The sequence below is a fragment of the Streptomyces sp. AM25 genome (genome assembly GCF_058146165.1).
This window is the reverse complement of sequence record NZ_JBKIWN010000006.1, coordinates 211347-227769: the sequence shown is the minus strand read 5'-3', so window position 1 is coordinate 227769 and position 16423 is coordinate 211347. Positions and strand designations below refer to the sequence as shown.

General features: G+C 71.5%; 13 protein-coding genes. 4 read left to right on the top strand and 9 right to left on the bottom strand.

All coding sequences use genetic code 11. The features are described from left to right. Positions 1-4 precede the first annotated feature (4 nt). Positions 5-1975 (top strand): PIG-L family deacetylase, encoded by a 1971-nt coding sequence (locus tag ACLHRZ_RS09925; protein WP_490417937.1) that lies wholly within the window; start codon positions 5-7, stop codon positions 1973-1975. A 2-nt stretch (positions 1976-1977) separates the two neighbouring features. Continuing rightward, positions 1978-2910: an endonuclease/exonuclease/phosphatase family protein gene (locus tag ACLHRZ_RS09920; RefSeq protein ID WP_490417936.1), complete on the top strand. Its 933-nt coding sequence runs from the start codon at positions 1978-1980 to the stop codon at positions 2908-2910. A 35-nt stretch (positions 2911-2945) separates the two neighbouring features. On the opposite strand, the gene ACLHRZ_RS09915 is transcribed toward ACLHRZ_RS09920, so the two are convergent. Then, positions 2946-4028, bottom strand: coding sequence for a PLL family lectin (locus ACLHRZ_RS09915; protein ID WP_490417935.1), 1083 nt, complete (start codon positions 4026-4028; stop codon positions 2946-2948). 104 nt (positions 4029-4132) lie between these two features. On the opposite strand from ACLHRZ_RS09915, the gene ACLHRZ_RS09910 reads away from it, so the two are divergent. Beyond that, on the top strand, positions 4133-4543 hold the full coding sequence (locus ACLHRZ_RS09910; RefSeq protein WP_490417934.1) for an NTP pyrophosphohydrolase: 411 nt from the start codon (positions 4133-4135) through the stop codon (positions 4541-4543). A 7-nt stretch (positions 4544-4550) separates the two neighbouring features. On the opposite strand, the gene ACLHRZ_RS09905 is transcribed toward ACLHRZ_RS09910, so the two are convergent. From ACLHRZ_RS09905 to ACLHRZ_RS09895, 3 genes are all read right to left on the bottom strand, one after another. Beyond that, on the bottom strand, positions 4551-6035 hold the full coding sequence (locus ACLHRZ_RS09905; RefSeq protein WP_490417933.1) for an amino acid permease: 1485 nt from the start codon (positions 6033-6035) through the stop codon (positions 4551-4553). 146 nt (positions 6036-6181) lie between these two features. Beyond that, positions 6182-8146, bottom strand: coding sequence for a 1-deoxy-D-xylulose-5-phosphate synthase (dxs, locus tag ACLHRZ_RS09900; RefSeq protein ID WP_490417932.1), 1965 nt, complete (start codon positions 8144-8146; stop codon positions 6182-6184). Positions 8147-8241: 95 nt separating this feature from the next. Next, the gene (locus tag ACLHRZ_RS09895) at positions 8242-9045 is read right to left on the bottom strand and encodes a TrmB family transcriptional regulator (protein ID WP_490417931.1); all 804 of its coding nucleotides are present in this window, start codon (positions 9043-9045) and stop codon (positions 8242-8244) included. A 224-nt stretch (positions 9046-9269) separates the two neighbouring features. On the opposite strand from ACLHRZ_RS09895, the gene ACLHRZ_RS09890 reads away from it, so the two are divergent. After that, complete coding sequence (locus ACLHRZ_RS09890) at positions 9270-10559, top strand: S53 family peptidase (RefSeq protein WP_490417930.1); 1290 nt, start codon at positions 9270-9272, stop codon at positions 10557-10559. Positions 10560-10650: 91 nt separating this feature from the next. Here the strand turns inward: ACLHRZ_RS09890 and ACLHRZ_RS09885 are convergent, their stop codons facing one another. From ACLHRZ_RS09885 to ACLHRZ_RS09865, 5 genes are all read right to left on the bottom strand, one after another. Beyond that, the gene (locus tag ACLHRZ_RS09885; protein WP_490417929.1) at positions 10651-11937 is read right to left on the bottom strand and encodes a sugar ABC transporter permease; all 1287 of its coding nucleotides are present in this window, start codon (positions 11935-11937) and stop codon (positions 10651-10653) included. After that, positions 11934-12725 (bottom strand): ATP-binding cassette domain-containing protein, encoded by a 792-nt coding sequence (locus ACLHRZ_RS09880; protein ID WP_490417928.1) that lies wholly within the window; start codon positions 12723-12725, stop codon positions 11934-11936. The genes ACLHRZ_RS09885 and ACLHRZ_RS09880 overlap by 4 nt, the downstream gene beginning before the upstream one ends. A 26-nt stretch (positions 12726-12751) precedes the next feature. Next, entirely contained in the window at positions 12752-13855 is a 1104-nt protein-coding gene (locus ACLHRZ_RS09875; protein WP_490417927.1) for a substrate-binding domain-containing protein, read from the bottom strand. A gap of 199 nt (positions 13856-14054) precedes the next feature. After that, positions 14055-15254 carry an ROK family transcriptional regulator gene (locus ACLHRZ_RS09870; protein WP_490417926.1) on the bottom strand — a complete coding sequence of 400 codons (1200 nt, stop codon included), beginning with the start codon at positions 15252-15254 and terminating at the stop codon, positions 14055-14057. Positions 15255-15434: 180 nt separating this feature from the next. After that, positions 15435-16292, bottom strand: coding sequence for a helix-turn-helix domain-containing protein (locus ACLHRZ_RS09865; RefSeq protein WP_490417925.1), 858 nt, complete (start codon positions 16290-16292; stop codon positions 15435-15437). Positions 16293-16423 lie beyond the last annotated feature (131 nt).

The window sequence follows — 16423 nt, the reverse complement described above, 5'->3', positions numbered from 1 at the left end:
AACGATGAGGACCGAACCCAGCTCCGTCGTCCACGTGATCGCCCACCACGACGACGACCTCTACTTCATGAACCCCGACCTGGTGCGCTCGCTCCAGGACGGCGACCGCGTCACCACGATCGTGGTGACCGCGGGCGAGGCCGACGGGATCAATGCCGACACCGGCGACCCGAAGCGGACGGCGGTACCGCCGGACCGCCCCGGGTACAGCAGCGCCCGCGGGTGCGGACTGCGCTCCGCCTACGCCCGGATGACCACCGGCGACCGCTCCGCCCCCTGGCACCGGTCCGCCGTGGAGCCCGTGCCCGGCTTCGCGGTGGAGTGCTTCACCCTGGCGGCGCGGGAGAACGTCCGGATGTTCTTCCTGAACGTGTGCATGTCGGCACCCACACCCCACGGCGAGCGCGCCCGGCTGGGCGACCTGTGGGAGGGAACCACGGCCGCCCAGCCCACGCTGGTCCTGCCCGGCTCCGCTGTCGGGGCCGCCCAGAGCGTTTCGCGCGAGCAACTCATCGGCACGCTCGCCGCGCTGCTCGCCGACGCCCGGCCCACCGTCGTCCGCACCATGGATCCCGACCCCGAACACGACGGCGGCAAGCCCGGGTTCGTGACCTCCGACCACCAGGACCACACGGTCACCGCGGAGTTCACCCTGGCCGCACTGGCCCGCCACCGGGAGGGCGCGGACCGGGCACCCGTCGTCGAGCACTACCGCGCCTATGCCAACAGGTTCTGGCCCTACAACCTGGACCCCTCGGCAGCCGCCGAGAAGGCCGAGTACCTCGCCACGTACGCGGGCCTCGACGCCACCGACTGCCCGCAGGGCACCTGCGAGCGGTGCGGCGACCGGCAGTTGGGCACCGACCCGTACCGCAGCACCCACATGATGAGCACCGCCCACCGCTACACGCCCGGCACCGACTGGCTGCGCATGGGGCCCGGCGGGCGGCTCAACGCCTATGCGGTCCTGGGCGGAAGGCTGGCCTTCTGGTCGGAGACCGGCCCCGCCACCGGTGAGTGGAAGGGACCGTTCCTGCTCGGCGACGGCTGGCTCTGCCCGTCCGTCAGAGTGGCGGGGGCTCCCGGCGCCCCCGCGCACCTGGTGGCCCTGCGCCGGCAGACCGACGCGCAGGGGGCCGTCGCCGTGGACCTGGTGCACACCATGCAGGACCCCGACGGCAAGGGTTTCGCCGGCTGGCAGTCGCTGGGGAACCCCGACCGGCACCACGGTGATCCCCGTGCGGAGCGCGAGGCGGGGGTACCCGCGGTGGCCGCGGACGGCGCCGGACGGCTGCACGTCTTCCTGCGCAACTTCGGCCAGGGCATCAGCATGCGCCGGCAGACCGAGGACGGCGGATGGGGACCGTGGGAGGACCTCGGAGGCGGCTTCGTCCAGGACGGAGGCGTCGCCCACACCACCGACCGGGGCACCGTCGAGCTGTACGTTCCCGGGAAGAAGTCCGTCCACCGCTGGCACCAGACCGAACTCGCGGGCCCTTTCCTGCGGGACGAGTCGCTGCGCACCGGCAGGGTGGCGACCGGCGGCATCGCAGCGGTCGGCTCGGGCGGCGGGCGCACCTGTCTGTACTACCGCGAGGCGGACACCCAGCAGGTCATGGCCTACCGGCAGCACGACGACGGCCGCTGGCCCGGCGCGGGCGCCGGCCTCGGCGGCCACGGCGGCACCGGTCCTGTCGCCGCGGTCTGGGCCCCGGAGCGCGGCGCCCGGGAGGCCTATCTGGCACACCGCAGCGCTCGCGGCCGCCTGGCGTTGTCCCTTCCCGACCGCGACAAGAACATCCCGGGCCCCCGTTGGCGCGAGGCGGGCGAGATGTTCACCCACGCCCCGTCCCTGGCCCTCGACGCCTCGGGCCGGGTCGTCGCGGCCACCGTCGGCACGGACGGCCGGCTGCACGTCCGGCGCCAGCTCTCGTCGGCGGTGGGCAGCCCGATGGGGCCGGGCCGGGTGGTCTAGGCATGCCTTCCGAGGCCCGCCGGACGATCCCCGCAGCCTCCCGCCGCAGGACGGCCCTCGCCGCCCTGGCCGTCTGCCTCGGCATGCTCGCGCCGGGCGCGGTCCCGCAGGCGAGGGACACGACCCCGCGGATCAAGGTGATGCACTACAACATCTGCGGTGCCGCCCACCGGTGTTCGGGCAAGGAAGGGAACAAGGGCGCCTCGGGGCCGGGCAGTTCGATCGCCCGGGTCGTCGAGAATGCCGTCGCTCACGCCCCGGACGTCATCTCCCTCAACGAGGTCTGTCACTCGCAGTACGCGGCCCTCAGAAGGCAGTTGCGGGCAGCCGGCTACGCGATGGACGGCACCTACGCCTCGTCGCAGGACAACGTCGTCAACTGCGGGAGGGACCAGCGCTACGGATCCGCCGTCCTCAGCCGGCAGGAGGTGCAGACCGGAAGGCAGGAGTACCACGCCTTCCGGAACACCGGCGACGAGACCTACACCAACGGCGGCCGCACCGTGAACGTCGCGCGGGGGCTGCTGTGCGCCGGCACCTCGTTCGCCGGGCGGCCGCTCAAAGCCTGTACGGCACACGCCAATGGGAAGGCGCCCGAGCAGATGCGCGAGATCCGGCAGTGGACGGACGACCCGTCGCTCTTCCCGCCGGACGTCCCGCTCGTCATCGCGGGCGACATGAACCTACGGCCGGACTCCCCCGCCATGGCGAACCTCTATGGCGGCCCGCACGCTGCCCATGGCACGCCGGACCCGCCGGGACGGTTCGTCGAGGCCGACGAGGGGGACCGGGGCACGGTCCCCGGGGGACAGAAGATCGACTACATTTTCGCGGATCGCAGGCACTTCACCGGACCCCGCGCGGACATCGAGAAGTTCGCCGAGTCCGACCACGCGCTCTACCGCGCCTCGTTCACGGTGGTCACCGCGGACTGAAGGGGCGCGGCGCGACTTCGCGTCCTGCGGGCCGCTCAGGCCCGCTCCCACTCCCCGAACTCCAGCTCCGCGCCGACGGTGCGCTGACGCGCCACCCGCAGCCCGCCGTCCTCCGCGACGAAGGCCAGCACGACACGGTCGTCACCGTCGAGGGCGAGCGCCGGGACGCCCGAGCACGGTTCGGTGCCCGGCTCCGACCACGACACCCGGGCCGGGTCGTCCTGGCCGTCCGGCACGACGGCCACGGCCGCCCGCCCCGACGCGGCGCGCTGCGCCATGACGGTGCAGGCACCCCCGTCCACCGTCGCGCGCAGCGCGACCACCGGACCCGAACCGCCGGGATCCGGCGAGGCGAGGGGAAGCGGCGCAGGGGCCTCCGCGCCTTCCTGCCCGGCCTCGGGGTGCTGCACCAGCAGCGCGGAATCCGTCGCGTCCCGCCAGAAGTGCGCGATGCGCCCGTCGCCGAGGGACACGGACGCCAGCGAGCCGGGCAGCGGCTTCGCGGGGGTGTTGAGGGTGCGGACGAACTCGCCGCCGGGCTCCTCCTGGCGCCAGCGCAGGACGACCTCGTTCGCGGGGGCGAGCAGTTCCGCCCGGCCCTCGGCGGTCGCCGCGGCGGACACCGGGTCGAGCACCCGGCTGCCCCCCAGGTCCAGCCACGGGCCCCAGATGCCCTTGGCGTCCTGCTTGCGCGCGCTCAGCCCGTTGCCCGCGTTGCGCAGGACGAGGAAGAGACCCTCGGCGTCCACGACCGCGGTGGGGGCGCCGATCCGGTCCGCGCGCTCCCAGTCCCTGCCGTACGGAGTGCCGAGCGTGCGCCAGTTGGTGACGGCGCGGCCGGGCTGGAACTGGGTGGTGTAGACGACGTCCGTCTCGGCCCGGCCGTCCTCGTGCGCCCGGCGGCGCAGGCCGGCCAGGTACACGTACCCCTCGGGGGTCTGCGCTATGGACAGGCAGGGCTCCAGGCCGGGCATGGCCAGGTGCTGGGGGCCGGTCCAGCCGGGGCGGGTCTCGGTCCAGCGCGTGACGCCGTCCTGGGCCGGGGCGTAGGCCGTCAGCCGGCCGTCCTTGCCCCTCAGCAACCAGCCGGTGGTGTGGGCGGCCGTCCGCACTGCCATGACTCGCTGCCAGCCTCTCTCGTGGGGGAGTTCGTCGGCTTTACCGACGCCCGACCCTAACATTGCACGCCCGGCGGACCGTCGGGCGTGCAAGGCTGTCCGGCGTGGAGGACCGGCCCGTGAACGATCACACAGCACTTCTCGTCGTGGATGCGGCGAATGTCGTCGGCTCCGTGCCCGACGGCTGGTGGCGCGACCGCGCCGGTGCCGCCGGACGACTGCGCGACGGGCTTGCCGCGTACGCGGCGGACGGGCTGCCGGGCGGGGCCGTGCAGCCGCCGACCGGGCCGCTGGAGATCGTCCTCGTGGTGGAGGGGGCGGCACGGGGCGTCGGCCCGGTGCCGGGGGTGCGGGTCGTCGCCGCCGCGGGCAGCGGCGACGACCGGATCGTGGAGATCGTCGCCGCCCGGGCGCCCGGGCGGCGGTGCATCGTGGTCACTGCGGACCGGGAGCTGCGGGGCCGGGTGCGGGCACTCGGCGCAGAGGTTGTGGGGCCGCGCGCAGTGCGGGGCTGAGCGCCCCCTAAGGAGCGCCCCCGCCCACCCGGCTGTGCCGGTGCCCGTACGCGAAGTACACCGCCACGCCCAGCACCATCCACGCCGCGAACCGCAGCCACGTCTCCGCGGGCAGGTTGAGCATCAGCCACACCGACGCCGTCACCGACAGCACCGGCACGGCCGGGACGAACGGGGTGCGGAAGGCCCGCGGCAGGTCGGGCCGTCGGCGGCGCAGGATGATCACGCCGAGCGCGACGACGACGAAGGCGAACAGCGTGCCGATGTTGACCAGTTCGGCCAGGACGTCGATCGAGGTGAACCCCGCCACCACCGCCACGACCACGCCCAGCAGGACCGTCGAACGGTAGGGGGTGCCGAAGCGGGGATGGACCGTCGAGAAGAAGCGCGGCAGCAGCCCGTCGCGGCTCATGGCGAAGAACACCCGGCTCTGGCCGAGCAGCAGGATCATGCAGACGGTGGTCAGGCCGACCGCGGCGCCGAAGCTGATCAGACCGGCCCAGAAGGGGTGCCCCCGGCTCTTGAACGCGTCGGCGAGCGGCGCCTCCGTCGAGAGCCGGCTGTACTTCTCCATGCCGGTGACGACGATGGAGACGCCCACGTACAGCGCGGTGCAGATGGCGAGCGAGCCGAGGATGCCGCGGGGGACGTCGTGCTGCGGGTTGCGGGTCTCCTCGGCGGCGGTGGCGACGATGTCGAAGCCGATGAAGGCGAAGAAGACGACGGCGGCGGCCGAGAAGATGCCCATGACGCCGAAGTTCGACGGGGTGAAGCCGAACATCAGCTGCGAGAGCGGTGCGGCGAGCCCGTTGTTGCCGGAGGTGCCCTGGGCGGGCGGGATGAACGGCTTGTAGTTGTCGCCGTTGATCAGGAAGGCGCCCACGACGATGACGATGAGGACGACGGTGACCTTCACCGCGACCACCACCGCGGTCACCCGCGAGGAAAGCTTTATTCCCGCGACGAGGACGACCGTCAGCAGCAGGACCAGCGCACAGGCGAGGATGTCGAAGCCGAACGTGCCGCCGTGCGGGCCGCTGAGCTCGGCCGGCAGGTGCCAGCCGGCGTTGTCCAGCAGCGACCGGATGTAGCCGGACCAGCCGACGGCGACCACGGCGCAGCCCAGCGCCAGCTCCAGGATCAGGTCCCAGCCGATGATCCAGGCGGGCAGTTCGCCGAGCGTGGCGTACGAGAAGGTGTACGCGGACCCGGCGACCGGGACGGTGGAGGCGAACTCCGCGTAGCACAGGGCCGCGAGCCCGCACACGACGCCGGCGAGGACGAAGGCCAGCGCCACGGCGGGCCCGGCGTTCTGCTTGGCGACCTTTCCGGTGAGCACGAAGATGCCGGTGCCGATGACGACACCGACACCGAAGACCGTGAGGTCGAGTGCGGTGAGGGACTTCTTGAGCGCGTGTTCCGGTTCTTCGGTGTCCTGGATGGACTGCTCGACCGTCTTCGTCCGGAACACGCCGCGCGTACCGCGGGTCATCGGCTCACCTCCACCGTCGCGAGTCTTCGCGATGATGGAACCCGTTCGGGGGTGGCAACGGCCACCCCCGTGCAGGATTCACCCGATGGAGGGTGTTCTTCAGCCCGTCCGGCGTTTCAGGACCGGCGTTTCAGGACCGGAGGACCTCAGTCCCGCGCCGGCTCCGCGGCGTCGGCGGCCGTGGCGTCGTCCAGCCGCCCGTCCAGCTTGGCCACCAGCCCCGTCACCTGGCGGGCGATGTCCGGCGCCGTGAGGCCGATCTCCGCCATGACCTCCTTGCGGGAGGCGTGGTCCAGGAAGCGGGCGGGGATGCCGAAGTCGCGCAGCGGGAGGTCGACGCCCGCGTCGCGCAGGGCCTGGGCGACCGCCGAACCGACGCCGCCGACACGGCCGTTGTCCTCGACGGTGACGACGACGCGGTGCTCCGCGGCGAGCCCGGGCAGCGCCTCGTCGACCGGCTTGACCCAGCGGGGGTCGACGACGGTCGAGGAGATGCCCTGCTTGTCGAGCAGGTCGGCGATCTCCAGGCACATCGGGGCGAGCGCGCCGACGGAGACGAGGAGCACGTCCGTGGGGGTACCTCCCGTGCCGTTCAGGCTACGGGGGAGGGCGGCGTCCTCGGCCGGGCGGCGGAGGACGTCCATGCCGCCGATGCGGCCGACGGCCTCGACGGCCGGGCCGACGGTGCCCTTGGAGTAGCGCACGACGGTGGGGGCGTCCTTGACCTCGACGGCCTCGCGCAGCTGGGCGCGCACCTGGTCGGCGTCGCGCGGGGCCGCGATCCGCAGGCCGGGGACGACCTGGAGGATCGACATGTCCCACATGCCGTTGTGGGAGGCGCCGTCGTCGCCGGTGACGCCGGCGCGGTCCAGGACGAACGTCACACCGCACTTGTGCAGGGCGACGTCCATCAGGACCTGGTCGAAGGCGCGGTTGAGGAAGGTCGCGTAGACCGCGAAGACCGGGTGCAGGCCGCCCGTGGCGAGGCCGGCCGCGGAGACGGCCGCGTGCTGCTCGGCGATGCCCACGTCGTAGACGCGGTCGGGGAAGGCCTTGGCGAAGGGCTGCAGGCCGACGGGCTGCATCATGGCGGCGGTGATGGCCACGATGTCGTCGCGCTCGCGGCCGAGCTTGACCATCTCCTCGCCGAAGACCGAGGTCCAGCTGGTGCCGCCGGAGGAGACCGGGAGGCCGGTGTCCGGGTGGATGACGCCGATGCCGTGGAAGCGGTCGCCCTCGTGCTGCTCGGCGGGCTTGTAGCCGCGGCCCTTCTCGGTGAGGCAGTGGACGAGGACGGGGCCGTTGAAGCGCTTGGCGCGCTGCAGGGCGGACTCCAGGGCCTCCATGTCGTGGCCGTCGATGGGGCCGACGTACTTCAGGCCGAGGTCCTCGAACATGCCCTGCGGGGCGATGAAGTCCTTGAGGCCCTTCTTGGCGCCGTGCAGCGTCTCGTAGAGGGGCTTGCCGAGGACGGGGGTGCGCTCCAGCAGGTCCTTGCCGCGGGCCAGGAAGCGCTCGTAGCCGTCGGTGGTGCGCAGGGTGGCGAGGTGGTTGGCCAGGCCGCCGATGGTGGGCGCGTAGGAGCGCTCGTTGTCGTTGACGACGATGACGAGCGGGCGGTCCTTGGCGGCGGCGATGTTGTTCAGCGCCTCCCAGGCCATGCCGCCGGTCAGCGCCCCGTCGCCGATGACGGCGACGACGTGGTCCTTGCGGCCGCGCACCTCGTTGGCCTTGGCGAGGCCGTCGGCCCAGCCCAGGACCGTCGAGGCGTGGCTGTTCTCGATCACGTCGTGCTCGGACTCGGCGCGGGAGGGGTAGCCGGAGAGGCCGTCCCTGGAGCGCAGCCGGGAGAAGTCCTGGCGGCCGGTGAGCAGCTTGTGGACGTAGGCCTGGTGGCCGGTGTCGAAGAGGATCCTGTCCTTCGGGGAGTCGAACACCCGGTGCAGGGCGATGGTGAGCTCCACCACGCCGAGGTTGGGTCCGAGGTGGCCGCCGGTCTTCGCGACTGCGTCGACGAGGAAGGAACGGATCTCCGCGGCCAGCCGGTCGAGCTGCTCCGGGCCGAGCCGGTCCAGGTCGCGCGGTCCCCCGATGCGGGTCAGCAGGGCCACCCGTGCCTCCTTGAGTGTCGGTCGACGCTGACTAGTGATCCCGTCGAGTCTAATCTTCCGTCCGCGATCACAGTGAACGGGTAATGCGACCTATGTCACGCGTTCGGCGCAGCGCGTTCCCAAACCGTCTGAAAAGCCAGGCGGAGACAGGATGCCAGGGCCGGGTGCTCGATGTAGAGGGCGGTGGTGGAGCCGGTGCCGGCCACCGGATCGGGCATGTCGCACAGGACGAGCGAGGCGTCGGCGACGACGAGCTTCAGCGGCAGCTCCGCGGCGAAGCGGGCCTCCTCCCCCGCCTGGCCGAAGCGCAGGACGCTCTCCTTCAGCTCCGGGTCGTCGAGCGTGTCCCGGGTGTAGACGGCCCGGACCGTGCCGCCCTCGCGGCTGATGCGGCGGGCCGCCTTGATGCCGGCGGTGTTGCGGGTGGGGGCGACGAAGGGGGGCCGGCAGAAGGTGAGGAGCTCGCCGGTGGCCTGGGTCTGGATGGCGGCGAACCGGTCGGCGATGGTGCCGGGGTCGCGGAGCACCTCGATGTAGTCGAGCGGGTCGGTGTGCGTGCGGCCGTCGGTCCATAGCGGCAGCAGGGCCGCCGCGAGCCCGGCCGAGACGCGCTCCAGCTCCTCGAGCGTCTCCCTGCGGCGGGCCATCAGCCGGGTGAGGGCCAGTTCGGGGGCGATGGCGGACCAGGTGGCGACCCGTCCGCCGTGGGCCGTGGCCAGGCCGCTGCGGGCGAGCGCGTCCAGGACGTCGTAGATCCGCTGGCGGGGCACCCCGGCCTCGCGGGCGACCTGGGCGGCCGTGAACGCCTCGCGCCTGACCAGGGCCTGGTAGACGCGCGCCTCGTACCGCGACAGCCCGAGCGCCACGAGGCCGGCGACGGTTTCCTGCTCCGGCTCCATGACGCCCACGCTATCCGCCGGAGATCACCCGGTGACCGCCGGAGTTGCGCCCATAACAAGCCTTTGCCGTAGGGCTGTTGTCGGCCGGAGGGGGCGTCGCTACTTTCGGGACAGTGCCACCACTCACCGGGGTGGCACTTTTCGGAGGGCGTGATTGTCATGCCCTCTACATTCATCGGCCTGCCTGTGCACCGCAGGCGGACACCCCCCATGGAGGCCCATCCATGCACCCCACGAGTTCCGGGTCCCCCGGCTCAAGACGGCCCACCGGCCGCGCCGTCGCCGCCCTGTTCTCCCTCGCGGCCCTGGTCAGCGGCGGTCTGATAGCCGCCGCCCCCGCCTCGTCCGCCGCCGTCTCCCCCCACACCGACGGCCCCCACGTCCGGCAGCTCTGCTCCGAAAGCGCGCAGCCGGGGCAGATGCACTGCCTGGGTCTGGTCCGCACCGACGTCATGCAGCACCTCGGCATCACCGACGCCGCCCCGTCCGGCCTCGGCCCCGCCGACCTGCAGAGCGCCTACAACCTGCCCTCCGGCGCCGGTTCCGGTGCCACCGTGGCCATCGTCGACGCGTACGACGACCCCAACGCCGAGCAGGACCTGGCCACTTACCGCGCCCAGTACGGCCTGCCCGAGTGCAGCACCGCCAACGGCTGCTTCCAGAAGGCGGACCAGAACGGCGGCACCACCTACCCGACGGCCGACTCCGGCTGGGCCGGCGAGATCTCCCTCGACGTCGACATGGTCAGCGCGGTCTGCCCGCAGTGCCACATCCTGCTCGTCGAGGCGAACAGCGCCACCATGGACGACCTGGGCGCAGCCGTGAACCGCGCCGTCACCATGGGCGCCAAGTACGTCTCCAACAGCTACGGCGGCAACGAGGACGCGACCGACACCGCCTCCGACTCGTCCTACTTCAACCACCCCGGCGTCGCCATCACCGTGAGCTCCGGCGACAGCGGCTACGGCGTGGAGTACCCGGCGGCCTCCCAGTACGTGACGGCCGTGGGCGGCACCTCGCTCACCCGCGACAGCAGCAGCCGCGGCTGGTCCGAGTCGGTGTGGGGCTCCAGCTTCGGCGGCCAGGGCGCGGGCTCCGGCTGCTCCGCGTACGACCCCAAGCCGTCCTGGCAGCAGGACACCGGCTGCACCAACCGCAGCGTCGCCGACGTCGCGGCCGTCGCCGACCCCGCCACGGGCGTCGCGGTCTACGACAGCTACCAGGCCACCGGCTGGAACGTCTACGGCGGCACCAGCGCCTCGTCGCCGATCATCGCCTCCGTGTACGCGCTGGCCGGCACCCCGGCCGCGGGCACGTACCCGGCCTCGTACCCCTACGCCCACCCCTCGGCGCTCAACAACGTGACCAGCGGCGCCAACGGCAGCTGCAGCCCGTCCTACCTGTGCACCGGGGGCCCCGGCTACAACGGCCCCACCGGCCTCGGCACCCCCAACGGCACCGCCGCCTTCGCCTCCGGCTCCACCGACGACGGCAGCGCGCGCCTGAGTACGTGAGCACGTGAACGATTGAGTACGCGAGCACTTCAGCACTTGAGCACGGCAGTGGGCCCGGACCGCAGCGCGGTCCGGGCCCATCGGTACGCGGTCAGACCCGCCCGGCGGTCTTCTGCGTCTTCCGCGACACCGAGTCGATGACGACGGCGGCCAGCAGCACCGCGCCGGTGATCATGTACTGGACGGCGGAGGCGATGCCGAGGAGGGCCATGCCGGAGGCGATGGACTGGATGACGAGCACGCCCAGCAACGCCGACCAGGTACGCCCGCGGCCGCCGAAGAGGCTGGTGCCGCCGATGACGGCCGCGGCGATGGCGTTCATCAGCAGGCTGCCCGCGCCGGAGGACTGGTTGGCGGCGTTGATCTGCGAGGCCAGGAACATCCCGCCCAGCGCTGCCATCGTGCCGGACAGCGCGAACACCGAGATCCGCACGGCCGCGACGTTGATGCCCGCACGCCGCGCGGCCTCCACACTCCCGCCCAGGGCATAGACCGTGCGCCCGTAACGAGTACGCCGCAGCACGAAGTCGGAGGCGACGACCACCCCGAGAAAGATCACCACGGCCAGCGGCAGCCCCTTGTACTGGTTGAACAGCCACGCCACCACGAACGCCGGCACCGCGAGCACGGCCGTGCGCAGCACGATCTCGCTCACCGGCCGGCTGGGCACCCCGGCCGCCTCCCGGCGCCTGCTGTCGCGGTACGAGAACAGGAAGAACGCCGCCACGCACAGGGTCGCCAGGCCGTAGGCCGCGGAGATGTCGGTGAAGTAGTGGTTGGTCAGCTGGGCGACCAGCCCCGAGTCGTCGAGGTTGATGGTGCCGTCGGAGCCGAGCACTTGGAGCATCAGGCCGTTCCAGCCGAGGAGTCCGGCCAGGGTGACGACGAAGGCGGGCACGCCGATCCGCGCGAAGAAGAAGCCGTGCAGGGCACCGATGACCGCGCCGGAGAGGACGGCGACGATCAGGGCGAGCCATTCCGGCATGCCGTGGTTGATGTTGAGGACCGCGAAGACGGCGGCTGCGAGTCCGCTGACGGAGCCGACGGAGAGGTCGATTTCACCGAGGATGAGGACGAAGACGATGCCGACCGCGATCAGCCCGGTGCCCGCGGCGGTGACGAAGAGGTTGGAGAGGTTCTCCGGGCCGAGGAAGGCGGAGTCCTTCAGCTGGAAGACCAGACCGATCACGATCAGCCCGACCACCACGGGCAGCGAACCCAGTTCACCGCTGCGCAGCTTGCGCCCGAACTCGCTCCAGTAACCCGCGAAACCCTCCTGGCGGACCAGCAGCCGCGGATCGACGGCGGTGGCGACGGCGGCGGGCGGGGCCTCCTGCGGACGGCCGTTGTCCTCGGCCGGTGTGAGGTCCGTGGTCATTGCTCCCCCTCCCCCTGCGACTCCGCAGTGCGTGCCCGGCGGCGGGTGACGGCGTTGTCGGTGGCGCCGGTGATGGCCGAGATGATGTCTTCCTGGCTGGTGGTGCGGACGTCGAAGGTGCCGTTGTTGCGGCCCAGGCGCAGGACCGCGACGCGGTCGGCGACGGCCTTGACGTCGGCCATGTTGTGGCTGATGAGGATGACGGCGAGGCCGCGTTCGCGCAGCCGCTCCACCAGGTCCAGGACCTGGGCGGTCTGCTCGACGCCGAGGGCGGCGGTGGGCTCGTCCAGGATGACGACCTTGGGCTCGCCCAGCAGGGAACGGGCGATGGCCACGGTCTGGCGCTGCCCGCCCGACAGCGACGCGACCGGGATGCGGACGCTGGGGATGCGGATGGAGAGGGTGGCCAGCAACTCACGGGCGCGGCGTTCCATCTCGACCTCGTCCAGCACCCCGGCGCGCACGGTCTCCCGGCCGAGGAAGAGGTTGCCGACGACATCGAGGTTGTCGCACAGCGCGAGATCCTGGTAGACGGTCGCGATACCCAGCTCCTGGGCGGTGTGGGGACGGTCCACGGCAACCGGCCGGCCCTCCCACTCGATCACCCCCTCGTCCGCCGGCCCCACCCCGGCAATCGCCTTGACCAAAGTGGACTTTCCGGCACCGTTGTCACCCACCAGGGCGACCACCTCACCGGCACGGATCTCCAACTCGACCTCACTCAGCGCCTGGACGGCCCCGAACCGCTTGGAGACACCACGCAACGCCAGCACGGGCACAGCAGGCATGTCGCTCAACTCCTTCGCCACCCGCTCTACTTCAGGCCGGCTTTGGCACAGTCCGCCGCGTACCTGGCGGTGCAGATCTCATTGAGGATGAAGAAGCCCTCCTTGCCCACGTACTGCTTGATGTCGTCCTTGGTCAGGGCGAAGGGCGTGACGATGATGGCGGGGATCTTCTTCCTGGAACCACTGTCGACAGTGGATTTCGCGACGGTGTCGAGCTTGTTGCCGCGGGCGAGGGCGACGGCCATCTCCGCGGCGGCATCCGCCTCGGGCTTATAGGGCTTGTAGACGCTCATGTACTGCTCGCCCGTCAGAATCCGTTGCACAGCGGAGAGTTCGGCGTCCTGGCCGGTGACCGGAGGGAGCTTGTCGAAGCCGGCACTCTTGAGCGCGGTGATGATGCCGCCCGCCATACCGTCGTTCGCGGAATACACCCCGACGATGTTGTCCTTGCCGAGCGAGGAGATCGCGCCCTTCATGTTCTCGTTGGCGTTCTCCGGCTTCCACTCCTTGGTGTCGTACTCCTTGCCGATCTTCACCTTGCCGTCCAGGACGGAATGCGCACCGTCCTTGTACATCTTCGCGTTGGGATCGGTGACGGAGCCGTTCATCATCACGACCTGGCCCTTGGAGGCGTTGTCGCCCAGCGCCTTGAGCAGCGACTCGGCCTGGATCTTGCCGACGCGCTCGTTGTCGACGGAGGTGTAGGCCTTCACCGGCCCCTCGGCCAGCCGGTCGTAGGCCACGACCGGAATGCCCTTGCCCGCGGCCTTCTTCACCGAGCTCGCTATCGACTTCGCATCCACCGCGTCCAGGATCAGCGCATCGACCTTCTTCGTGATCATCGTGTCGACCTGCTGCTGCTGAACCGACGCGTCCTGCTTGGCGTTCTCGTAGAGAATCGTGGTGTCCGTACCCGCCAGCTCCTTGATCTTCTTCTCGATCAAAGGCTTGTCGAAACGCTCGTAACGGGCGGTCTGATTCTCCGGCAGCAGCAGCCCGATCGTCAGCGCGCCCTTCTTCTCCTTCGTGGAGCCACCGCCCGCTTCCTTGGCCTTGCCGCAGGCCGCGAGCCCCGCCGCCATGGAGAGCGCCGCCACGGCCACGACGGCACGGCGCAGATGCGTGTTCACGTGCAGATACCTCCCTGACGAGGCCGCGTCATCGCGGCCGAGGTGGCTGGAAGTCTTCTGCGCAGCCCAAACAGCGTCAAGAAGTAGCGTCTTAACGACATGGCAACGATGCCATTCGTTACCTCTGTGAACTCAGAGCACTCGAAACCAGGGGCGGAACCAAGGGGCGGTCAGAGCCATCGGACCACCGCGGCGCCCGTCAGGCAAGCGCAGGGGCGTCCGCCGGACGGGTCTCCTCCAGCAGGCTCGAGTCGCCCATCTCGCTGAGCACCAGCGCCAGTGCGCCGAGCACCTCGGAACGGCCGCCCAGCGCCCCCGGCACGACCTCCAACTGCCGTGCCGCACTGGGGATCGCGTACCGCGAGACCGATTCGCGGATGGGCCCGAGCACCAGCTCGCCGGCCTCCGCGAGCTCCCCGCCGAGCACCACCCGGCTGGGGTTGAGCAGATTGCACAGGCTCGCCACGGCGCTGCCGATGTGCCGTCCGACGTCCCCGATCACGCGCCGGCAGCCGGGGTCGCCCGCGCGCGCGAGCTCGACCATGCGCACCACGGTCAGATCGGTGCCGTGCGCCGAATGGAGCAGCGGCAGCACGTGCCGGGCGGCGGCGAACGTCTCCAGGCAGCCGCGGTTGCCGCAGCGGCACACCGGCCCGGACTCGTCCAGCGTGATGTGCCCGATCTCCCCGGCGGTGCCGCCCGGGCCCCGGTAGATCCGCCCGTTGATCACCAGTCCGGCGCCCACGCCGCTGGCGACCTTGATGTAGGCCAGGTCCGTGGCCCCGCGGCCGGCGCCCCAGACGAGCTCGCCGAGGGCGCCGAGGTTGGCATCGTTGTCGACGTGGACGGGGACACCGAGCCGGGCCGCGAGGTCCTCCCGGGGATTGGTGCCGACCCAGCCGGGCAGGATCGCGGTCGAGCCCAGCACCCCGGACTCCACGTCGATCGGCCCCGGGACCCCCAGCCCCACTCCGACGATCTTGCCGGGGCTGATCCCGGCGGCCTTGATCAGCCGGCCGACCAGCTGCTCGGCGCGCTCCAGGCCCTGCGCGGCCGAGGCGTCCACGTCCAGCGGCTCGGCCTCCTCGGCCAGCACCCGGTGGGCGAGGTTGCCGATGGCGACGCGCAGGTGGGTGTGGCCGAAGTCGACGCCCACGACGATCCCGGAGTCACCGGAGAGCGAGACGCTGCGGGCCCGCCGCCCGCCGGAGGAGGTGGGCGTCACCTCGACCGTGCCGCTGTCCCTCAGTTCCCGGACGATGTTGGAGACCGTGGCGGCGGAAAGGCCCGTGGTGCGGGCGATCTCGGCCTGGGTGAGCGACCCCGCCATACGGACCGCGCGCACGACGCGCTCCAGGTTGGCCCGGTGCAGCGACGACTGCGAACCCGGAGTTTCCACGCCCATCCACTCCCACGCCGTTTCTACAACATCTGAACTCTAAGCTCAGCCGTCCGGGTTGCCTCACGTCAAGGTCCGGAAACAGCCGACCCCTCATCGTACGGGGGCGTCACGCCCCGTAAGGGGCGCGGGGAACTGCGCGGGCAACCACGACGGACCCGCAGCCGAAGAAGCACCCTCTCAGCACGAAGGGCAAACGGCATGCGCCTTGATCATCTCCAGCGACCGCGCCGGATCCAGCGCGAGGGCGGTGAGGCCGTCGAAGACCCTGTGGTACCGCTGCACGTCCTCCTCCTGATCGAGGTGCGCCGTCCCCGCCAGCCCGTCCATGAGGACGACGTCCATCCCCGGGCACGCCGTGCCGTAGAGCACGAACGAACCGTCCAGCCCCCCGTGCGCCCCGCTCCCGAACGGCACGACCCGTACCGAGACCCGCCCGCTCTCCGCCAGCTCCGCGATGTGCTCCAGCTGCCGGCGCATCACCGTCTCCCCGCCCACGCACGAGCGCAGCACCGCCTCGTAGAGCACGGCCCGGTACTCCGGCGGATCGGCCTTCTCGAAGACCTGCTGCCGGGCCGTCCGGGCCTCCACGCACTGCTCGACCTGGGCCTCGGTGTACGCGCGCCGGCCGCGCCGGAACAGCGCGCGCATGTAGCCCGGCGCCTGGAGGAGGCCGGGGACGAGCACGGTCTGCCAGGTGCGGATGCACACGGCGGTGGACTCCAGGTGCGCCAGGTCCACGATGCCGGGGAAGGTCTTCGCGTACTGGTTCCACCAGCCCTGCCGGCGTCCCTCCTTGGCCATCTCGACGAGCGACTCGACCAGCTCCTGGTCCGCGACCCCGTAGGCCTTCAGCAGGCCGCGGAGCTCGAACGGCCGGATGCCGTTCGCCCCCGTCTCGATCCGGCTGATCTTCGCCTGCCCGCACTCCAGCGCCGCCGCGGCGTGCTCCCCGGACATGCCGGCCGCCTCGCGCAGCCGGCGCAGCTCGGCGCCCAGCCGCTTCTGGCGGATGGTCGGTGGCGGTTTCCGTCCCATGGCGTTCCCCCTCCCCCTGTGGGGAAAAGAGTCTGCCTGCAGGAACGCGGAGTGCACAGTCACCCACAGGGGTGGAGACATGGCGAATTTATGCAGTCAGGGGTGGCTGCCTCGCGCTGCCTCCTTCGGCG

Coding starts and splice junctions, on each gene's coding strand:
- ACLHRZ_RS09890 (WP_490417930.1), top strand. CDS start 9,270: ATGCACCCCACGAGTTCCGGGTCCCCCGGCTCAAGACGGCCCACCGGC.
- ACLHRZ_RS09905 (WP_490417933.1), bottom strand. CDS start 6,035: ATGACCCGCGGTACGCGCGGCGTGTTCCGGACGAAGACGGTCGAGCAG.
- ACLHRZ_RS09925 (WP_490417937.1), top strand. CDS start 5: ATGAGGACCGAACCCAGCTCCGTCGTCCACGTGATCGCCCACCACGAC.
- ACLHRZ_RS09885 (WP_490417929.1), bottom strand. CDS start 11,937: ATGACCACGGACCTCACACCGGCCGAGGACAACGGCCGTCCGCAGGAG.
- ACLHRZ_RS09895 (WP_490417931.1), bottom strand. CDS start 9,045: ATGGAGCCGGAGCAGGAAACCGTCGCCGGCCTCGTGGCGCTCGGGCTG.
- ACLHRZ_RS09915 (WP_490417935.1), bottom strand. CDS start 4,028: ATGGCAGTGCGGACGGCCGCCCACACCACCGGCTGGTTGCTGAGGGGC.
- ACLHRZ_RS09920 (WP_490417936.1), top strand. CDS start 1,978: ATGCCTTCCGAGGCCCGCCGGACGATCCCCGCAGCCTCCCGCCGCAGG.
- ACLHRZ_RS09865 (WP_490417925.1), bottom strand. CDS start 16,292: ATGGGACGGAAACCGCCACCGACCATCCGCCAGAAGCGGCTGGGCGCC.
- ACLHRZ_RS09880 (WP_490417928.1), bottom strand. CDS start 12,725: ATGCCTGCTGTGCCCGTGCTGGCGTTGCGTGGTGTCTCCAAGCGGTTC.